The 19,782-nt window shown below is 40.7% G+C and carries 18 protein-coding genes and 1 pseudogene; 10 read left to right on the top strand and 9 right to left on the bottom strand.

Going from position 1 to position 19,782, the window contains the following annotated elements:
* Positions 1–254: 254 nt before the first annotated feature.
* The 4 genes from Aba26S_RS12760 to Aba26S_RS12775 all read right to left on the bottom strand — a co-directional run bounded on the left by Aba26S_RS12760 (position 255) and on the right by Aba26S_RS12775 (position 3,865).
* The gene (locus Aba26S_RS12760) at positions 255–812 is read right to left on the bottom strand and encodes a peptidylprolyl isomerase (protein WP_016650953.1); all 558 of its coding nucleotides are present in this window, start codon (positions 810–812) and stop codon (positions 255–257) included.
* Between the two features lie 146 nt (positions 813–958).
* Entirely contained in the window at positions 959–2,029 is a 1,071-nt protein-coding gene (locus Aba26S_RS12765) for an alpha/beta hydrolase (RefSeq protein ID WP_181950784.1), read from the bottom strand.
* A gap of 361 nt (positions 2,030–2,390) precedes the next feature.
* Entirely contained in the window at positions 2,391–2,630 is a 240-nt protein-coding gene (locus Aba26S_RS12770; protein ID WP_005277727.1) for a hypothetical protein, read from the bottom strand.
* A 380-nt stretch (positions 2,631–3,010) separates the two neighbouring features.
* Entirely contained in the window at positions 3,011–3,865 is an 855-nt protein-coding gene (locus Aba26S_RS12775; RefSeq protein ID WP_005277725.1) for an MBL fold metallo-hydrolase, read from the bottom strand.
* A gap of 107 nt (positions 3,866–3,972) precedes the next feature.
* Here Aba26S_RS12775 and Aba26S_RS12780 point away from each other — a divergent pair.
* From Aba26S_RS12780 to dnaK, 3 genes and pseudogenes are all read left to right on the top strand, one after another.
* Positions 3,973–4,880, top strand: a pseudogene (locus Aba26S_RS12780) (LysR family transcriptional regulator).
* A 146-nt stretch (positions 4,881–5,026) separates the two neighbouring features.
* Complete coding sequence (gene grpE, locus Aba26S_RS12785) at positions 5,027–5,572, top strand: nucleotide exchange factor GrpE (protein WP_005277721.1); 546 nt, start codon at positions 5,027–5,029, stop codon at positions 5,570–5,572.
* 151 nt (positions 5,573–5,723) lie between these two features.
* Positions 5,724–7,667: a molecular chaperone DnaK gene (gene dnaK / locus Aba26S_RS12790; protein ID WP_043972469.1), complete on the top strand. Its 1,944-nt coding sequence runs from the start codon at positions 5,724–5,726 to the stop codon at positions 7,665–7,667.
* A gap of 44 nt (positions 7,668–7,711) precedes the next feature.
* Here dnaK and Aba26S_RS12795 read toward each other — a convergent pair whose 3' ends face one another.
* Complete coding sequence (locus tag Aba26S_RS12795; protein WP_043972473.1) at positions 7,712–8,596, bottom strand: MBL fold metallo-hydrolase; 885 nt, start codon at positions 8,594–8,596, stop codon at positions 7,712–7,714.
* Between the two features lie 201 nt (positions 8,597–8,797).
* On the opposite strand from Aba26S_RS12795, the gene Aba26S_RS12800 reads away from it, so the two are divergent.
* The 5 genes from Aba26S_RS12800 to Aba26S_RS12820 all read left to right on the top strand — a co-directional run bounded on the left by Aba26S_RS12800 (position 8,798) and on the right by Aba26S_RS12820 (position 13,208).
* A complete protein-coding gene (locus tag Aba26S_RS12800; RefSeq protein WP_016650968.1) occupies positions 8,798–9,214 on the top strand; it encodes a hypothetical protein in 417 nt (138 codons plus the stop codon).
* Positions 9,211–10,119 (top strand): matrixin family metalloprotease, encoded by a 909-nt coding sequence (locus Aba26S_RS12805; RefSeq protein WP_043972475.1) that lies wholly within the window; start codon positions 9,211–9,213, stop codon positions 10,117–10,119. Before Aba26S_RS12800 ends, Aba26S_RS12805 begins: the two co-directional genes overlap by 4 nt.
* 381 nt (positions 10,120–10,500) lie before the next feature.
* Entirely contained in the window at positions 10,501–11,412 is a 912-nt protein-coding gene (locus tag Aba26S_RS12810) for a matrixin family metalloprotease (protein ID WP_043972476.1), read from the top strand.
* Between the two features lie 385 nt (positions 11,413–11,797).
* Entirely contained in the window at positions 11,798–12,706 is a 909-nt protein-coding gene (locus tag Aba26S_RS12815) for a matrixin family metalloprotease (protein WP_043972478.1), read from the top strand.
* 118 nt (positions 12,707–12,824) lie between these two features.
* Positions 12,825–13,208: a hypothetical protein gene (locus Aba26S_RS12820; RefSeq protein ID WP_162616955.1), complete on the top strand. Its 384-nt coding sequence runs from the start codon at positions 12,825–12,827 to the stop codon at positions 13,206–13,208.
* Positions 13,209–13,271: 63 nt separating this feature from the next.
* Here the strand turns inward: Aba26S_RS12820 and Aba26S_RS12825 are convergent, their stop codons facing one another.
* The 3 genes from Aba26S_RS12825 to purE all read right to left on the bottom strand — a co-directional run bounded on the left by Aba26S_RS12825 (position 13,272) and on the right by purE (position 16,864).
* The gene (locus Aba26S_RS12825) at positions 13,272–14,567 is read right to left on the bottom strand and encodes a lytic murein transglycosylase (RefSeq protein WP_005277704.1); all 1,296 of its coding nucleotides are present in this window, start codon (positions 14,565–14,567) and stop codon (positions 13,272–13,274) included.
* A gap of 591 nt (positions 14,568–15,158) precedes the next feature.
* The gene (locus Aba26S_RS12830; RefSeq protein ID WP_016650973.1) at positions 15,159–16,280 is read right to left on the bottom strand and encodes a 5-(carboxyamino)imidazole ribonucleotide synthase; all 1,122 of its coding nucleotides are present in this window, start codon (positions 16,278–16,280) and stop codon (positions 15,159–15,161) included.
* Between the two features lie 68 nt (positions 16,281–16,348).
* Positions 16,349–16,864, bottom strand: a complete 516-nt coding sequence (gene purE / locus Aba26S_RS12835; RefSeq protein WP_005277700.1) for a 5-(carboxyamino)imidazole ribonucleotide mutase — start codon at positions 16,862–16,864, stop codon at positions 16,349–16,351.
* Between the two features lie 229 nt (positions 16,865–17,093).
* On the opposite strand from purE, the gene Aba26S_RS12840 reads away from it, so the two are divergent.
* Positions 17,094–17,552 carry a hypothetical protein gene (locus tag Aba26S_RS12840; RefSeq protein ID WP_005277698.1) on the top strand — a complete coding sequence of 153 codons (459 nt, stop codon included), beginning with the start codon at positions 17,094–17,096 and terminating at the stop codon, positions 17,550–17,552.
* A 64-nt stretch (positions 17,553–17,616) separates the two neighbouring features.
* Here Aba26S_RS12840 and Aba26S_RS12845 read toward each other — a convergent pair whose 3' ends face one another.
* Positions 17,617–17,967: a DMT family protein gene (locus tag Aba26S_RS12845; RefSeq protein WP_043972483.1), complete on the bottom strand. Its 351-nt coding sequence runs from the start codon at positions 17,965–17,967 to the stop codon at positions 17,617–17,619.
* Positions 17,968–18,189: 222 nt separating this feature from the next.
* Between Aba26S_RS12845 and mpl the strand changes: the two genes are divergently transcribed.
* Positions 18,190–19,551: a UDP-N-acetylmuramate:L-alanyl-gamma-D-glutamyl-meso-diaminopimelate ligase gene (mpl, locus tag Aba26S_RS12850; RefSeq protein WP_016650977.1), complete on the top strand. Its 1,362-nt coding sequence runs from the start codon at positions 18,190–18,192 to the stop codon at positions 19,549–19,551.
* Positions 19,552–19,782: the final 231 nt, after the last annotated feature.

A 19,782-nucleotide genomic window follows, 5' to 3' on the forward strand; every position in this document is an offset into this window, starting at 1 on the left:
TTCACCACCTCGTCAGTGGCAAATCAACGCAATAAATATTTAACAACTTAACCAGTAAAGCTAAGTTATTTTTGCTTCATCGCGTCGGGATGAGTGCATTATAGGAGATTTTTTTTAGGGTGCAAGCTTTTTTAAACCCTTGTTTTATCGAGTGTTCTTTTTTTACACACCAACATGTTCAACAAAGCAGCATAATTCTTGTAAGCATATAAAATTAAAGCAGAAATATATTTAAAATATTTCTGCTTTGTTTTTTACTTGTTGTTCTTTATCTGAACACTAATAATTTTAATCGGTTGTTTTGGTACATTTTGATGCATTCCATAGTTACCTGTGGGTACATTGACGATCTTATCGACAATATCCATCCCTTTGGTCACTTTACCAAATACAGCATAACCCGCATCCATTGCTGATTTATTTAAAAAGCTATTGTCCGCCACATTAATAAAGAACTGGCTGCTTGCTGAGTTCGGGTTACTGGTACGCGCCATTGCTAAAGTACCGCGCATGTTCTTCAAGCCATTGCCCGACTCATTCACGATTGGTGCTTTGGTTGCCTTCTCAATCATATTGGCATCTAAACCACCGCCTTGTACCATAAAGCCAGGAATCACGCGATGGAAGATCGTGCCTGTATAGAAGTTGCTTTTTACATAGCTTTCAAAGTTTTTTGCAGACACAGGTGCTTTATCATCAAAAAGTTCGATTTCGATGTTGCCCATACTGGTTTTCATATCAACCATGGTATTTGCAAATAAATGGCTGCTTGCCAAAATTAAACCTGTTGTCATGAACAACTTTTTCATCATTGCTTTTCTCGGCTTGAACATAGATTTGTTGTGAATACTCATCTTAGTTTTGCAAATTCAATTTTGCTATTTCTATTTGTTATCTTTCATAAAGAAAACCGATGTTTCACGTGAAACATCGGTTTGAGGATTTGGCCTGTAGATAATTAACTATGTTTATCCCAGAACTTTCTAAAGTTTTTCGCTACTTCAATGGTATTGCGTTTTGCCTTACTTGAGATTGGTGTCAGATTAATAAAGCCATGGGTTTGATCGGGATAGTCAACATATTGGACTTTAACCCCGTTTTGTCTGAGTTTATGACTATAGATTGCACCCTCATCATGCAGTAAGTCATGCCCAGCAGTAATCACATAAGCAGGTGCCAGTTTTCTAAGGCTGCCATAAGTCGGTGAGATCAATGGATCATCGAGTGCAACATCGTGCTGTGCAGCATAATAGTCCGTCACATAATCCACATCTTTACTGGTCAGTACCAATCCTTCGCCATAAGCATAAAAAGAGGGATGGCGGCTTTTGAAATCAACTGCTGGATAAATCAATAGCTGTGCTTGTGGTGCATAGGCTTTACCTACGGAGTGCTGCGCAACCACCGTACTGATATTGCCCCCTGCACTATCCCCTGCAACAGCAATACGGTTCTTATAAATTTTGAGCTGACGGCGGTTTTGATATACCCATGCCAAGGCATCTTCACAGGATTTGATCAATAACTGTGGTGATGCTTCTGGTGCGAGTGGATAATCAATACTGAGCACCTGTACTTTTGCATACTTGGCAATCAGGCGACAGGCTTCATCATGGGTATCCAGACCGCCTACAACAAAACCACCACCATGATAGAACACAATCATCGGTAACTTTTTGTTTGGTGCAGGATGATAATGTCTGGCAAAGACGGTCCCGCTTTGCAATGGAAGGCGGATATCTTCAACCGATTCAACCGAAGTCGGCTTATTGATAATCGCCAACATCTGCGTATCAAACTGACGGCGAGACTCAATGGGATCTTCACCAATAAAGCCTATCTGGCCCTGTTTAATTTGGACGGCCATCAAACATTTAGTAAAAGAATCTAAATCCGGGTATTGATGTGGATAAGCGAGAAGCTTGGCCAGAGACTCTTGTATGATTTTAGGGAGCTTATCAAGCGCTCGTGCAGCAGGGCCTTGCCCTTTGTCTAAAATTGTTTGAATTTTTTGAGGTAATGCTGTCACTTCTGTCCCCTTCTTCGCTCTGTCCATAATTCTTGTTGTCTTCGACTATATGCTTTTCTAAAGTCTTAGATCAAGTTCAAGATTTGAAAAATATGTCGTACGCTAAAGGGCTATTATCAAAAAGTCATTAACCATAATGCTTATTTACACCTACTTTTTATGCCAGTTAAACAATGTTTTAAAACTTACTTGTTAAAACCATAAAACTAGAGCCAATCAATTCACCCTAGTTTTATAGCACTTCAAAAGTGTCATTTTTATGAATCAAGTCAACTTCGCGTAATGTATAGCAGTACATCGGTAAGATTGCATGCGGCATCGTGTGTTCAATCTTATGCGAAGCCAACTTCATCCTTAAAAATTATTGCGCAGTCGTACCCGCTGAACCAGAGACTGAACCCGACACATCAGCAGAAGCACCACCAGGTTGAACATCAACGGATGATCCACCATGTACACCAACGCCACCTTGTACTCCCGTTGGGCTTGCGCTTGTGGTTTGAGCTGAGCCAGAGGCATCTAAACCACCTTGAGTTGAACAACCTACAGCTGTTAATGCAACACCTGCTACAACTGCAGAAATCAATGCTAACTTTTTCATTTCGTATTTCCTTTCATTATGACAAAAAGCAAAGTTGTCTTTGCGATGCCTATGATTCACAATTTTTTTCTTGGACGTGATGCGGATTAGTTGCAGTTTGTTATGTAAGCCGCATTGTTTTGCAATTTTTCTTAAATCAACAATCCTTAACTTTCACATATTTTTAAAAACCTGAACAATCGCTAAGGTCTTATGATCGAAGTGATTTCAGCTTTATTTGCGCTGTTAAATGCTGCTTATCTTATTTTTTTATAATTCATAGAAATACTGCATAAGCTGCTTAAAAGATTACAATTGCGTAATTTTGATTAAAAATAAATGTAGCAGACATAAAAAAACCCTGACTTTTCATCACGGTTGTTTGAGCTAGATATGCGGTTTTAAGGCCATTTCATCTCGCCTTTAACCACTTTAGCACCTAGGTCCAAACTACCCGACTCACCTAGTGTAGGATATTGTTTTCGCATCATTTGGCTAAGTTCAGCTGAGTTTTTGGTTAGCTTAACGGCTTTCTCATATTGCTTTAAATAGTCAATCGAGAAATTTACCGCATCCAGACCTTCCGCGGCACCTGCCTTCATATGTGCCGGCACCACCACTTGCGGATTCAAGGCTTTAATACTTTCTAAAGCCTGTACCACTTCTGCACGATCTTTAGCTGTCGGAGTATCCGCAGTCCAAAGATGAATCCCTGAGGATACCGGAATACCACCGACTACCGCTTTAGCACTTGGAATCCACAGATAAGTGAGCTCTTTTTTGCCTTTAATTTCGATGTTTTCATTTTCTAATTTTAAAGTTTTTGCAGTATATGCTTGTGGAACAATAATTTTGCTCGGTGCATTGGCGCCCATTTTAGGTCCCCAATAGGCAACTTTCAGCGCTTGCGTATCTTGAATATGTTTCACTGTTTCAGGCGTTGCAATAATTTTCACATTTGGGAAGTACTGTTTAAACACATCTAAACCAAAATAGAAGTCTGGATCGCCATAGCTGACAAAAATGGTTTTTAAGGTTTTACCACTGTCTAAGATATCTGCTGCAATACGTAATGCTTCTGATTTAGAAAATTGGGCATTCACCAATAACACTTCTTTATCGCCTTCAATTAATGTTGAAGTCACACCGAAGTGCTCAGGTTGAGCCAGAAAGTTTTGGATTTTTAAGTCTTGTGCAAAAGCAGTTGATGTTGCCGCTAAAGTAGATAAAGCAATGATATAAGGTTTGGTATTCATCTTATCGTCTCCAATCTGATAAGGAATACTTTAAATTGCAATTATTGCTGAATAAACACCCTAAATTAAGATAAAATATTGCATATCTTGCAACAATGATAATAAACATGGATACCTTAAAAGCCATCCAAGTCTTTGTCTGCATCGCGCACCAAGGCAATCTCAGCAAAGCGGCCGAACACCTGGACTATTCTAAAGCCATGGTGTCACGTTATTTAGAACATCTCGAACAAACTTTTTCAACTCGTCTGTTTCAACGCAATACCCGTAAGGTTTCTTTGACCCCTGCGGGTGAAAAAGCCTTGGTCTATTGTGAAAATATTTTACAGCAGCAACAGTTGCTTGAAGGTTTAGCCGCACCTGAACAGCACAGTGGCACGATTCGTTTTACCTGTGGCCTGTTTCTGTTTCAGCTCGGCGTAAATGAATGTATTAAACAGTTTAAAAAACGTTATCCCCATATTCAATTTGATGTCTATCTCACTGAAAATACCGTCGACCTGATGGATGCTCATGTCGATCTGGCGCTACGTATTACCCAAAAAGTTGCAGATGGTTTGATTGCGCGGCCTGTCTGTCAAATTGAATCTATCTTTTGTGCACATCCCCATTACTTACAAGACCACACACCCCTGTTACATCCCAGTCAACTGATTCAACATGAATGCATAGCCCATCACACACATAATCAATATTGGACCTTGTTTGATACAGATCAGCAACCGCAAAACTATCCTTTAAATGTTACGTTTAAAAGCAATGATGTGATTGCGCTTTATCAAATGTGCCTCAAGGCGCAAGGCATTGCCATGTTGCCCACTTTACTGGTACGTAAAGACATTGCACAGCAGCATTTGCAACAGGTGTTTACAGATTTTTCTGCACCCGACCTGACTTTGTCCTTAGTCTATGCTTCTAGGCAACACTTACCGAAAATTACCCAAGAATTTATTGCTTTTGTCATCGAAAACTTAAATTTTTACTTAAATCAGCAAAATTAAAAGATTTAAATTGACCTGAACGCTTGAATTTTGTCGCCTTGCCCATACTTCATCCCTATCTATGAATGACCAAGATGTGGCAGTTCGGGTTTAACCCTATGAGCATTCACGCCAAAAAGGACTGTACATGTTTAAGAACCTTTTTCAACGGAGATCATCAATGGCTAATGAGCACAATGAGCAAGCTCAAGACATTCAAAATGAGCAACAGACTGAACAAACTCAAGCTGAAGGTGTAGAGCAAGCAAACGAGCTTAGCGTTGAAGATTTACAAGCGCAAATCACCAAACTTGAAGAAAGCTTGAAACTAGAAAAAGCACGTACTGCCAATGCTGTTTATGAAGCGCAGAAAAGTGTTGAGCGTATCCAACGCGAATCTGAAAAGCACAAAGACACCGTGCTGGAAAAATTCGCCAAAGAATTACTGGATTCGGTCGACAACCTTGAACGTGCGATTCAAGCTGCGGGTGAAGAACAAACCCCTGTGCTTGAGGGTGTTAAGCTGACTTTGAAATCACTTCTTAGCACGCTGGAAAAATTTGGCGTGGTGGAAGCAGATACTCAAAATGGCTTCAATGCGGACTTACACCAAGCGGTTGGTATCGATCCAAATGCCAAAGCCAATGAAATCGGGACTGTTTTACAGAAGGGTTATACCTTAAATGGTCGCCTACTTCGCCCAGCAATGGTAATGGTGGGTCAATAATCCGCACGAGCAAAGCACTTATTTGCTCAAAAATACAAAAAAATGAGAGTTTTTTGATTTTTTTTCATAAAAATGCTTGAAAAATACCGATTAACTCTCATATCGAATAACAAGCAAAACATTGCAACAAAATTTTAGAGGAACACAATCAATGGCAAAAATTATTGGTATTGACTTAGGTACTACCAACTCATGTGTTGCTGTACTTGAAGGCGATAAAGTAAAAGTAATCGAAAACGCTGAAGGCGCACGTACAACTCCATCGATCATTGCATATAAAGATGGCGAGATCCTTGTTGGTCAAAGCGCGAAACGCCAAGCGGTAACCAACCCAAAAAACACATTATTCGCAATCAAGCGTTTAATCGGTCGTCGTTATGAAGATCAAGCAGTACAAAAAGATATCGGTCTTGTCCCTTACAAAATCATCAAAGCAGACAATGGCGATGCTTGGGTTGAAGTAAACGATAAGAAATTAGCACCACAACAAATCTCTGCTGAAATCTTGAAAAAGATGAAGAAAACTGCAGAAGACTACTTGGGTGAAACAGTAACTGAAGCAGTCATCACTGTTCCTGCTTACTTTAACGATGCACAACGTCAAGCGACTAAAGATGCAGGTAAAATTGCAGGTCTTGATGTTAAACGTATCATCAACGAACCAACTGCTGCTGCACTTGCGTTCGGTATGGACAAAAAAGAAGGCGATCGTAAAATCGCGGTTTACGACTTAGGTGGTGGTACATTCGACGTATCAATCATTGAAATCGCTGACCTTGATGGCGACCAGCAAATCGAAGTGTTATCAACAAACGGTGATACTTTCCTTGGTGGTGAAGACTTTGATAACGCATTAATTGAATTCTTGGTTGAAGAATTCAAGAAAGAACAAAGTGTGAACTTGAAAAATGATCCACTTGCGTTACAACGTTTGAAAGAAGCTGCTGAAAAAGCAAAAATCGAGCTTTCTTCATCGAACGCGACTGAAATCAACCTTCCATACATCACGGCTGATGCGACTGGTCCTAAACACTTAGTGATCAACGTAACACGTGCAAAACTTGAAGGTTTGGTTGCTGACTTAGTTGCTCGTACCATTGAGCCTTGCCGTATTGCACTTAAAGATGCAGGTCTTTCGACTTCTGACATCTCTGACGTAATTTTAGTGGGTGGTCAGTCTCGTATGCCACTTGTACAACAAAAAGTACAAGAATTCTTCGGTAAAGAGCCACGTAAAGACGTGAACCCGGACGAAGCGGTTGCGATTGGTGCTGCGATTCAAGGTGCAGTATTGTCTGGTGACAAAACTGACGTACTTTTATTAGACGTAACACCGTTAACACTTGGTATCGAAACCATGGGTGGCGTATTAACAGCGATTATTGAGAAAAACACGACGATTCCTGCGAAGAAATCTCAAGTATTCTCTACTGCTGCTGATAACCAACCTGCTGTAGACATTTCAGTGTTCCAAGGCGAACGTAAAATGGCTCAGCAAAACAAATTGTTGGGTAACTTCCAGTTAGGCGATATCCCACCTGCTCCACGTGGTGTACCGCAAATTGAAGTATCGTTCGACATCAACGCGGATGGTATCTTGAAAGTATCTGCGAAAGATAAGAGCACGGGTAAAGAGCAATCGATCCAGATCAAAGCAAACTCAGGTTTGTCTGATGCTGAAATCGACGCAATGATTAAAGATGCTGAAGCGAATGCTGAAGAAGACCGTAAGTTTGAAGAGTTGGCCAAAGCGCGTAACGAAGCTGATGCGTTAATCTCTAGCTCAAACAAAGCAGTGAAAGATTTAGGTGATAAAGTCACTGAAGATGAAAAAACTGCAATCAGCACTGCGGTTTCTGAGCTTGAAGCAGCAACCAAAGAAAATGAAGTTGAAGACATCAAAGCGAAAACTGAAGCTTTACAAAACATCTTGATGCCAATCACTCAACGTGCTTATGAACAAGCACAAGGTGCTGGCGGCGCAGAAGGTTTTGATCCAAATGCATTCCAAGGTGGCGATGCAGGTCAACAACAGAAAGCGGATGATGGTGTTGTAGATGCTGAGTTCACAGAAGTAAAAGATGACAAAAAATAATTTGTCTCTTTAAAAAGACCGCGCGAAAGCGCGGTTTTTTATGTTTAACCGGGTATAGATTGTTCAAAATAAAGTTCGCCCAAAATTGGCATAAACAAAGGCACGACACCACAAGCTTTAATTTCTTCAATAAACTCAGCAATATTCACCCCAGGTAATAATTGCGGTGGTGCATCAATCGGCGTCACCATACTGTCCCAATGACATGGAATAATATATTTCGGCTTCAGTAATCGCACTACATCTTTGACATAGTCTGGGCGATATTTACGTCCAATCGCACACAGGCACACGATATCAGCCTGTTTGCCCTGCAATTCCGGTTCAATAAAATCGGCCGAATCGATGTGAACAACGCGCAATTGTCCTGTGTCAATCCACCAGTTTAAGACCAAACCATGCCGTAACTGATGAAATTTCGGTGGATACGGTGCTGGTTCAATCATATCTCCTGGTAATGGAACACGGCCGAACAAGGCTTTACCATGAATTGAAGGCAAGCCAATGATTTGCCATTTCCCACACTCAATCACCTCCCTACCCTGTGTCGCCTGCATCTGTTGCTCAGGCAAGCCCGCAGAACGCCCGTACATCAAACTGGCTTCCGAACCAATCAGGCGAGCCCCTGTTTGTTTGCAGAGCTCTGGTGCATCCAGAATATGGTCATAGTGCGCATGCCCTATCAGCACATCATCAGCATTAGGGATATAGCGTTTAACCACAGCTGGATCGCTCAATAAAGGTTGAGTAAAGGTCTGCCAAAGACTGGGACGACTCACAAAAGGATCAAGCACCAAAGTTCGACTGGCATCAGACAAAATAAAGCCTGCTGTACCCAAATATTTAATTTTTAGATTTTCTGCCTTTGCGGGTGCAGGTGAAACTGCCGCCCATGTGGCTTCAGGCACTTTGAGTAGATATTTCAGCATGCATGTTCCTTTGCATTTTATTGTAATTGCCAGAATCGATCATTTTGTCTTCAATATGGCAGTTATATGCGTCAATCTCAAGCTGAATCCCAAAACTGAGATTGGCAGTATCATGCCTAATACTGCAGGATTAGTTTGATATACATGAAATTATATTTCGGTATAATCCAAAGCACTAAAAGAATGATACCTAGAGAGAAGATGAAAACCGATCCCGTTATCAGCAAAACCCAATTTAGATTAATCTTTATTTTTTCATTGATCTGTATTTTTATCAGCTCGATATTCGATGCTTACAATGAAACAACCATCGCAATTAATAAATTATTAGTAACAGAACCACAGAACTGGGAACTCCTTATTACAGGCTCTCTGGCGATTGTTTTTGTGGTGATATTAGTTGGTTTATTCTTATTTAAACAATGGGCAAGAAAGCTTTACGTCTATAGTTTTTTCCCCCTGTTACTTATTTATCTATTACCCAGCTATTCTTCGACATTCATCTCTGGTTTTGGCGCCATTTTTTATGAGCTAGGCAATATTCTCTCTACGCTGATCTGGGGAGTTTTAGTGGTGCCCAGCCTATATCAACCTCTATTTTCCAAAAATAACGAATGAAATTGACCTTCATCATGAGCTTGGTGCTGTTTCTGATCTGGTCTGCTTATCAAACTCACCAACACCCTCAACTTAAATTTAATTCTTTGGCAGATCGTATCAGTAGTCCCTTAGATACTCGTTTACGCTATCGGATTGCCGAAGTTGACCCACGTTTTAAACTCAGCATTGAACAAGTCAAAAGCATCAGCCAACAAGCGACTCAAATCTGGAAAGATGGCACGGGGCAAGATTATTTTGTCTATGATCCCAATGCCCAACTCGGCATCCACCTGATTTATGATGAACGTCAAATCGAAAGTGAACAACGTCGAGAACATCTCAGCCAACTACAGTCCAATCAACAACATTGGCAAGATAAAAAACAGCAATTGGATCTGATTGAGCAGGAGATTCTGAGTAGCAAACAACTTTTAGATTTAAAGCAACAACAGCTGAATCAACAAATTCAATACTATAATCAAGAGCAACACAATGCACGGCAACATCCTGCCTCTTATGCCAACCCTGACTATTTTCAACAACGGCAGCGGGATTTAGAGCAAAATGTGAAGTTACTACAGCAAGAAATTGATCAATATAATCAAAGAATCGCTCAACTCAATCAGCAAGTAGATGAATTGAATGCTTTGGACCAGCAGTTAACCAGCTCTGTCAGCCAATTTAAACAACGCTTTAAACCCCATTTATTTCATAAAGGCTTATTTAACGGTAAACAGATCTTGATTTATGAATTCGAATCTGAAGATGATTTACGCCTTACTCTCGCACATGAATTCGGCCATGCCTTGGGACTACAGCACACTGATGATCCACAAGCACTGATGTATCCCGTCATGAAAGAACAAAATGCCACTCACTTTCGCCTGACTCAAGCCGATCGTGCGCTGTTGCTGACCAGATAGTTTTCGCTCATGCCAAAATCGAAGAGCTCTAAAAAGTGACTCAAAATTTGCTAGACAATAAATGTCACAAAGCAGCAATTTTGCACTTAAAGGTTAAAAACGCGACTGTTTTAGAAAAAACTTACAAAAGTTAACAATAGGCGGTTTTCTTGCTGCTTTTTGAGAAAATTCTGACTCTCACTGATTTAGGCCATTGATATTTTTTGAGTTATGCTCAAAAAAACAACAAAAATCACTTTTTTTTATTGTGTAAATCATTCGATTTATTTTTTTATTTATTAGAAAAAAATCACACTTTTTCACTCTATTTATTAAGCAGATAGCATTTTGACGACCACAAAATAATGATCAAAAATAAGTTTTTATTTTGGGGATTTCACAATGCAAGCTCATTATCTCGCATTTGTCATTGCTTGTATCAGCATGATTGCACCTCAACTGAGTAATGCACAGACGAATCGCAATTCGATTGATGTCCATCAACACCAACCGATCAAAAAAGTCGTGCGTTATCGCATCGCAGATATCGACCCACGTTTTAATTTAAACCAGCAACAAGTCCTCGACTTAACCCAGCAAGCTGCCAGACTCTGGGAACAGGAAACAGGACAACAAAATTTTATTTACGATCCGCAAGCCGAGTTCAGCATCAACTTGGTCTTTGATGAGCGTCAACAGCGCAGTACTGACCGTTTACAGGGTCTAGATCAACTCAAACAACAACAGCAACAATGGGAAACTCAGAATCAGCAATTAAAACAAGTAAAAGATGAAATCCAAAAAAGTACTGCTTTAATTGCCAGTAAACAGGCACAACTCGCAGCCCAATTCCAGCAATATAATGCAGAAGTACAGCGTTTTAACCAAAGCCGTTCGAGTTCAAAAGACTTGGCACAGCAATTTTCACAAAGACAACAAGCTTTACAGCAACAATCTTTAGCGCTACAACATGAAGTTCAGGAACACAATCAACGCACTCAACAGCTAAATCAACGGATTCAAAGTCTCAATCAAAATAATCAACAACTGGTCGCATCAGCAAATCAGTTTAATCAGGTTTTCCAACCTCATCTGTTTCATAAAGGCCATTTTAACGGCAAGCAAATCTTCATTTATGAGTTTTCCTCGATCAATGACCTGCGTTTTACCCTCGCCCATGAATTTGGTCACGCACTTGGGCTGGAACATACCAATGACCCAACCTCACTGATGTACCCAGTGATCCAAAAGCAAAATCTTCAACAGTTCGCACTGACAGATTCAGATAAAGACCTGGTTAAAGCCATTTATTAGCACCCTAAAAGCATAAATACGTTACACGAATTAACAGCAACTAGACTTTAAGTATAGTTTTTGTACAAACAGATAAATAAATTACGTGAAATAAAAAGTATTTACTGCTGATAAAAAAATCCCTTTTTTAAGAACCTAGTTAAAGTTTTAAAAATTTAGTGTGCTTGGAAATAAAAAATAAATAATTGTTCTCACTTTATTTTTGATCATTTAATAAACAAATATCGTTTTTTTATCGCGATTTTAGCGTTATATGTCTACAAATGTATTTTTATTCATTTTCTAGAAATATCGTTAAAACTCATACATCACATCTACTTTCATCAATTTGACTACTGATTTTTTTTGGCTAAAATGTGACCTCTTTCAAGTTTTATCTCCTATTATGCGTCTTTTATCTCTCCTTTTGGCCACATGCTTTACTGTATTGGCCCCAGTCTCGGCTTTGGCTAAAATTCCCTCGTCGGCTTCAGCGTCGTCTCAGGTTCGCTACAGCACTGAACAACCGCTACGTTATCGAATTGCCGAGCTTGACCCACGCTTAAACATCAATCAACAGCAGATGGTCGAACTCAGCAAACAAGCCGCAGCGATTTGGGAAAATAATACAGGTCAAAAATATTTTGTGTATGATCCTGAAGCCGAGTTTGTAATTAATCTAGTGTTTGACCAACGTCAGCTTCGCAGCATGAAACGTGCTGAAAGCCTCGGTCAACTCGAACAGGAACAGCAAAACTGGCTCAATCACAATGAGAAATTGCAGAAAGTGAATGCTGATTTGGCAGAAAGCAGTGCTCAATTGGAGCAGCAAAAGCAAGCTTATGAAAATCAGGCGCAGCAATATCAATTGGGTTTAGCACAATATAAAGCAGATAATTCAAATAAAACCTTATTTGCAAGTCTGCAAAAGCAGCAACGTGATTTGCAACAACAAGCGGTAAAACTGCAAGCCAAGATTGCAGAATACAACCATAAAGTTCAGCAAAATCAGTTGAAAGCAGAAAAATCTCAACAGGTCTATCAAGAGTTGGCTGCATCTGTTGCTGAGTTTAATGAAACCTTCAAGCCTGAGGTCCTGCATAAAGGTCAATTTGATGGAAAACAGATTTTTATTTATGAGTTTTCTTCAATCGACGACCTGCGTTTAACTTTAGCCCATGAGTTTGGCCATGCCTTGGGGCTCAAACATACCCGCGACCCGAAGTCTTTAATGTATCCACGTATTAAAGATCAGGATGCCAAAGATTTTCAGCTGACAGATACCGATCTAAAACTACTTGGCTTAGCCAACTAGAACAGATCAATCGCCATAATAGGTTGCGTTAAGATGATGTGCTAAGCAATAACAAGAATGGGTCGATTGTTTTTATTTATTCATGTTATTGTGGTGTTAAAACATCATCTTAGCCTTAATGGAGATCAGCATGAGTTATTATCATATCTTAATTGAAGTGAACGACCACATCAGTACGATTGAGCAGACTCGTGATATCGAACTCTTAGATATTCAAGATATTAGCCCATATCTGCACTCTATTTTGATTCCCTATTTCAATGAGCAAGAAGTTGAACTTGAAGATGAAAACGTGGCGTATGACGAGATTCTGCATTTAGCAGTGAAACAGACCTTATTACCGATTGAACACTTGATTGAAGAAGAACAAAAGCAGCTCCCAAGTGATACCGATGTCACTATCACCGCCTATGAAATCTTTAATGATCGAGATTTAAGCCAAGATGTAACTGCAGTGATTTTTGATATTTTAGAAGCGGTTAAATTAGACGCTGCACCGTAAAACAGAGAGATAAAAAAGGTCTGCATTGAGCAGACCTTTTTATTTTATATGTATTACAACGCTTTACTGCATCATTTGTTTTGCCTGTTCCTGACGGAATGCACGTAGAATCTGCTGCCCTGCTCGTCCTGTCTGACTTAAGCCGAGTCGGCTCTGTTCTTGGCGAATGGCCTGACGACTCTTATCACCGATCAAGCCATCAACAGCACCAATATCATAACCACGCTGAACTAAGAACTGTTGAATTTCACGACGTTCAGCACGTGATGTGCCAGGGTCATCGGTTGGCCAAGCCGTTAAAAATGGTGTGCCGCCACGTAAGCGGTCAGATAAATGGGCAATGGCTAAACCATAACTTTCAGCTGCGTTATAACTATAAATTGCATCAAAGTTTTTAAACACCAAGAATAGTGGGCCATTGGCACCTGCTGGCGAAATCAATCCCGCTGGAGTACTGCCTGATAAATTCCCCTGAATCAAAGCCGTTCCGTCCGCACGGGTTACGCCTTGCGCAACCCAGCTATTCAGTGGCTTTTTATTACGGCGACTTTCACCCGAGATTGACATGCCTTGTGGAATTTTCACCTCAAAGCCCCATGGCATACCTGTTTGCCAGCCGGCACGTTTCAAGAAATTAGCTGTCGAAGCCAGTGCATCCGTCGTACTTGAGACCAGATCACGGCGGCCATCACCATCAAAATCAACGGCCAGACGCTCATAAGTCGATGGCATAAATTGAGTATGACCAAAAGCGCCTGCCCATGATCCATAAAGTTGATCTTGGGTTAAATCGCCACGTTGTAAAATACGCATCGTGGCAAAGAACTCTCCACGAAAATAACTTTGACGACGACCTTCACAACTTAACGTACCGAGTGCCTGTAATAAAGGATATTTACCTGAAATATCACCATAATTACTTTCCACACCCCATACTGCCACCACTGTTTCCGCAGGGACACCATAGGCCTGTTCGACCCGGTTCAATACCGCACGGTGTTGAGTCAGTTTTTGCTGCCCTGCCTGCACGCGTTCGTTATCCACAAGGCCAGACAAATAATCCCAGATTGGTGTCGAAAATTCAGGCTGATAATTTAATTTATCAATCACCGAATAATCTGGGGTTAAATTTTGGGTATAACGATCATAACTAGCACCAGACACCCCTGATGCAATCGCTTGAGAGCGTAAATTTGCAATACAGCCTTGAAAGTTGGTATTTGGCGTATAATTACTGCTTACAGGTGCTGTTGTGGTTGGTGCTGAAACTGCTGCACCATTAATCACCAACTCGGCATGCGCCTGATTGAAAAAAGTAAATAAGGCAGTGCCTAGAAAAAAAGAAAAATGACGTTTCATGACTGAACCAAAACTTTTGAATTTAAATTTCCTCTTCACCTTAACACGCTATATAAAGATGTATAGTTTGGAAACGTAACTTTGAATTCATTTTATGGTTTTAAATTTAAAAACACAGTTTTTAAATTCATAATTGCAGCGCATTTTAAATTTAAAAGTTATCAACAAGTGCAATTTAAATTCAAAACCACCAACACCCTCAACCCTAATTTTAAATTCAAAAAAGTTATCCACTTTTAAATTTAAAACCAAAGAAAACCAGAGCCAACATCAAAAATACCGACTAATCATGCGATTTTTAAGCACTTAAACAGAAAAAATAGATCCCCACAGGCTGTATATTTAAATTTAAAACAGCAAAAACATGCACAATTTTAAATTTAAACCATGTGATTATTTTTAAATTTAAAACAAAACCAACACCACATCATTTAAATTCAAACCCAACCCTGCTTTTTTAAATTCAAAACATCAACACCAAAGTTATCCACAATAGTAAAATCCATTTTTTAAATTTAAAAGTTTAAATTCAAAATACGTTGCCAATAAAAAAGCGGTCCAAAGACCGCTTTTTAAGCATTGTGGATAAGTTTAGAACATCATATCTGCGGTTAATGCCAATGGAATAGGTAGAATTTCCGCCAATTGACGACATAATCCAGTTAAATCATCCGCATTATTCGGCATCAAGGTAATATGACCCAACTTACGACCTGCACGTTCAGACTTATTATAAAGGTGTAAATGTGCACCATTCAGTGCCAAAACCTGTTCAGATTTTGGATGTTGACCAATAATATTGATCATCACTGTCGGGCGAATCACTTCAGTTGACCCCAATGGCAAACCTGCAACTGCACGAATATGGTTTTCAAATTGCGAACAAATCGCGCCTTCAATCGACCAATGACCTGAATTATGCACACGACATGCCATTTCATTGGCATATAAACCTTGTTCAGTGACAAACAGTTCAAGCGTCAGCACACCCACATAATTTAAGTGGTTCAACAAACGGGTAATATAGTCTTGTGCCACAGGCTGCAAATCAACGCTATTTGGCGCAGGCACAATCGAATGCGACAGAATACCGTTATGGTGATGATTTTCGGCCAATGCCCAAGTTTTCACATCACCATTTTGGCCACGCACCGCAATGATAGAGACTTCTCGGCTGAATTTGACAAAACTTTCTGCGATCAAGCTTTTCGCAGGACCCAATTCAGCCCAAGCCGTTTCGATTTGATCTTCTGTACGTAATACGAATTGGCCTTTACCATCATAACCACCTGTTACGGTTTTCAAGACGATGGGTAAACCCAGATCTGTTACGGCCTGTTTTAAACTGCCGAGGCTATCCACAGCTCGATACGGCGCAACTGGAATACCGAGTTCGTCAAACAAGCTCTTTTCTGCCAAGCGATTTTGTGCCGTCGCCAAAGCAAGACGAGGTGGGTACAAGGTTTTGCTTTGCGTCAAAACATCCACATCTGCGACAGGCGTATTTTCAAATTCAAGGCTAAATACATCCGCACTGGCAATAAAATCTTGCAAGCCTTGCGGGTTCTGGCTGGAAAATACTGGACCTAGAATCGCAGCAGGACAATCCGTTTCCGCTTCAAAAAAAGTACATTGAATATTCAGTGGCAAAGCCGCTTGCGCCATCATGCGTCCAAGCTGTCCGCCACCAAAAATACCGATGGTTTTATTCATATCTATAACTCTTTTGCTCAGACAAAGTCTTCGCCTTACATTCGGGCAAAGCGTTGCTTTGCTTATCCTCATTCATGACCAGGGATATTATTATTCGACACTTTTTCGGTTTGTGCGGTACGGAAGTCCGCTACATTTTTTGCAATGTCTGCACGGGTTAAGCCAAGGATTTGCGCCGCCATAATCGCCGCATTGGTTGCACCTGCTTGACCAATCGCCAATGTACCCACCGCAATACCTGCTGGCATTTGTACAATCGAAAGCAATGAATCAACACCATTTAAAATTGAAGATTTCACCGGTACACCAAGCACAGGTAAATCAGTTTTCGCTGCACACATTCCTGGTAAATGTGCTGCGCCACCAGCACCTGCAATAATCACTTGAAGACCACGATCACGTGCAGTTTCAGCATATTCAAATAAACGGTCTGGGGTACGGTGTGCAGAAACAACTTCCGCTTCAAATGGGACACCAAGCTGTTTAAGCATATTGGCAGTATGTTCGAGAGTTGCCCAATCTGATTGAGAACCCATGATAATTCCAACAAGTGGTTGAGCGTCTTGTGCTGCGGCCGCATTCATTGCTAATGTTCCAGAGACAAAAATTAAAGAAGATAAATCTCGACGAGAGCCAAGCTTTAGAGGATTCAGAACGCCATTATTATAGACTGATTTTTCATCTCACGAAAATTTAACTGAACGACTGCAACTATATTTTTTAGGAAAAAATGAAATAGAGTGTGCTAACAATGACATAGCGTTATATTTCAATAATAATAGGGGAGCTTAAAAATCAACAAGAGCATTAATAATGAAAAAACGGCTAAGCCTATTGGCAATCACACTTTTCACGGTACACAGCAATGCCGCTTTAGTGAATTTAAATCTCGATGAGTTTCAAAAAACCTTTAAATCGTTAAATAAAGCACAGGGCTATAATGGCGAAATTAACAGTGATGCACTCACGGGTAAAGCCTATGAGAAATTCATTGTCACGGGTTCATCACATACCGATGAAAGAGAACCCGTATTGATGACAGGGTATTATATGAACCCGACTGAGGTCGGTACGCTTTATTCAATTACACAGTATCGTGTGTACTGTGACGATGAGACCTATAGCTATGCCTTGTCTAATTTTGAACCCAATGGTGCATTATCTACAACAACAATGGACAGTGACTATGGCTTTGAATATGAAAATCCTTCGGCAAGAGATCAAAAGTTTAGCAAAATTTTAAAAAATGCCTGTAAGCACCCAGCCAAATAGAACTGAATGCGCATCTCACAATGGTGAAGGGCTTCAGACCATGTTTGATCCGAGCCATTGTGATTTACTGACTTCTAAAAACAAAATAAACACAGCCCATCAAACACAGCATCGCCCAGATATAATCTAGCTTAAATGGCTGTTTAAAAACAAAAATCATAAAGGGGACAAACACCAATAAAGTGACTACCTCCTGAGTGATTTTCATTTCTCCCAAACTCCAGCCATGCTGGTTAAGTAGTTTGGTGGTAGGGATCATAAAACTGTATTCCAGCAAGGCAATACACCAGCTAAATAAGATGGCCTGCCAGAGCGGTGCATCATGCAAAATCTTCAGATGCCCATACCATGCCAAGGTCATAAAACAGTTAGAAATAATCAACAAACATAGCGCTAAAAGAGTAGGGCTCAACATCGTGTTCTTTTATCCAAATCAGGGTTGAACAATAGGGAATAGCATGCCAGTAAAATCGTTGAAATATTAGCATCTATCCGCATCATTATAAGTAAACAACAACAACGAATTTTGACTATCTTTTACATGCAAGCCTTGCTATCGTTGCGTTTGATTTTTATTGATAACGACAATCATACATACGATACCGTGCTGTATGAAAAGCAGTGGAGAAGGCGCGTTATGCATCTGCATATTTTGGGTATTTGTGGCACATTTATGGGGTCTTTGGCTCTACTCGCACGAGATTTAGGACATAAAGTCACAGGTTCAGATGCCAATGTTTATCCACCCATGTCGACTCAACTGGAAAATGCGGGAATCGAGCTCATGCAGGGCTATGACCGCAGCCATTTACAACCTCATCCAGATCTTGTCATCGTCGGCAATGCCATGAAACGTGGCATTGATGCGATCGAATATATGCTAAATGAAGGTCTACCTTATATTTCTGGCCCACAATTCTTGGCAGACCATGTATTACAAGGCAAACATGTACTTGGTGTTGCGGGTACACACGGTAAAACCACCACCACCACCATGTTGGCGTGGGTATTAGACCAAGCTGGCTTAAATCCAGGCTTTTTGATCGGTGGCGTGCCACTTGGTTTTAGTGAAAGTGCACGTCTAGGTGGTGGTCAATATTTCTGTGTAGAAGCGGATGAATATGATTCTGCTTTCTTCGACAAACGTTCTAAATTTGTACACTACCACCCAAAAACCGCGATTCTTAATAACCTTGAATTTGACCACGCCGATATTTTTGATGACTTGGCTGCGATTCAGAAACAGTTCCATCATTTAGTACGTACCATTCCAAGTGAAGGTCGTATTATTGCACCGATTACTGAAACCAATATTGATGAAGTATTAGAGCAGGGCTGCTGGACACCTGTGCTTCGCACCAGTCTTGAGCCAAATGATCAAGCCGCTTTATCTGCTGAGCTGATCAGTGTCGATGGCAGTCACTTTAAAGTACTTGAGCACGGCAAAGTGGTCGGTGAAGTGAAATGGAATATGACAGGGCAGCATAGTGTGGCCAATGCGTTGGCAACGATTGCAGCGGCACAGCACGTCGGTGTCAGCCTTGCGCAAGCCTGTGAAGCCTTATCCAACTTCGGCGGGGTTAAACGTCGTATGGAGCTATTAGGTACGGTGCGTGGCATCGAAGTCTATGATGACTTTGCCCATCATCCAACTGCGATTGAAACCACACTCGACGGCGCACGTAAACGCTTAGGTGAACGTAAGTTGTGGGCGATCATTGAACCCCGTTCTAACACCATGCGTATGGGTAGCCATAAAGATGGTTTAGCACATTCCGCACGTTTGGCCGATGAAGTGATTTGGTATCAACCAGAAGGTTTAGATTGGGATTTACAACCCGTGATTGCAGCATCAGCAAACAAGGCTGAAGTCAGCCGCTCTTTAGATGAGATCATTGCTCGTGTGGTCAATGAAGCAGGTGAGGGTGATGCAGTGGTGATCATGTCCAATGGTGGTTTTGGTGGTTTACACCAAAAGTTAATTAGGGCGTTGTCGTAATTAACCTCAACACTTTCTCTAACTTATTGAAAAACTATTGTCTCAACGGAGTCTTGCAAGTTCTTATCTAATTTCTGGATCAGCCTGCGGCTCGCCCTACTTTTCTTTCGGGAAAAGTAGGCAAAACCATTGTCATCTGCAAAACCTGTCCTCTTCTTGCATTGATCAACATATATCGCAGAAACAGTCTCTTACTTAAACTACGCAGGTTGCAGATGACGTTTCCGAGTA

It is taken from the genome of Acinetobacter sp. NBRC 110496, assembly GCF_000876115.1.
Lineage (GTDB): Bacteria > Pseudomonadota > Gammaproteobacteria > Pseudomonadales > Moraxellaceae > Acinetobacter.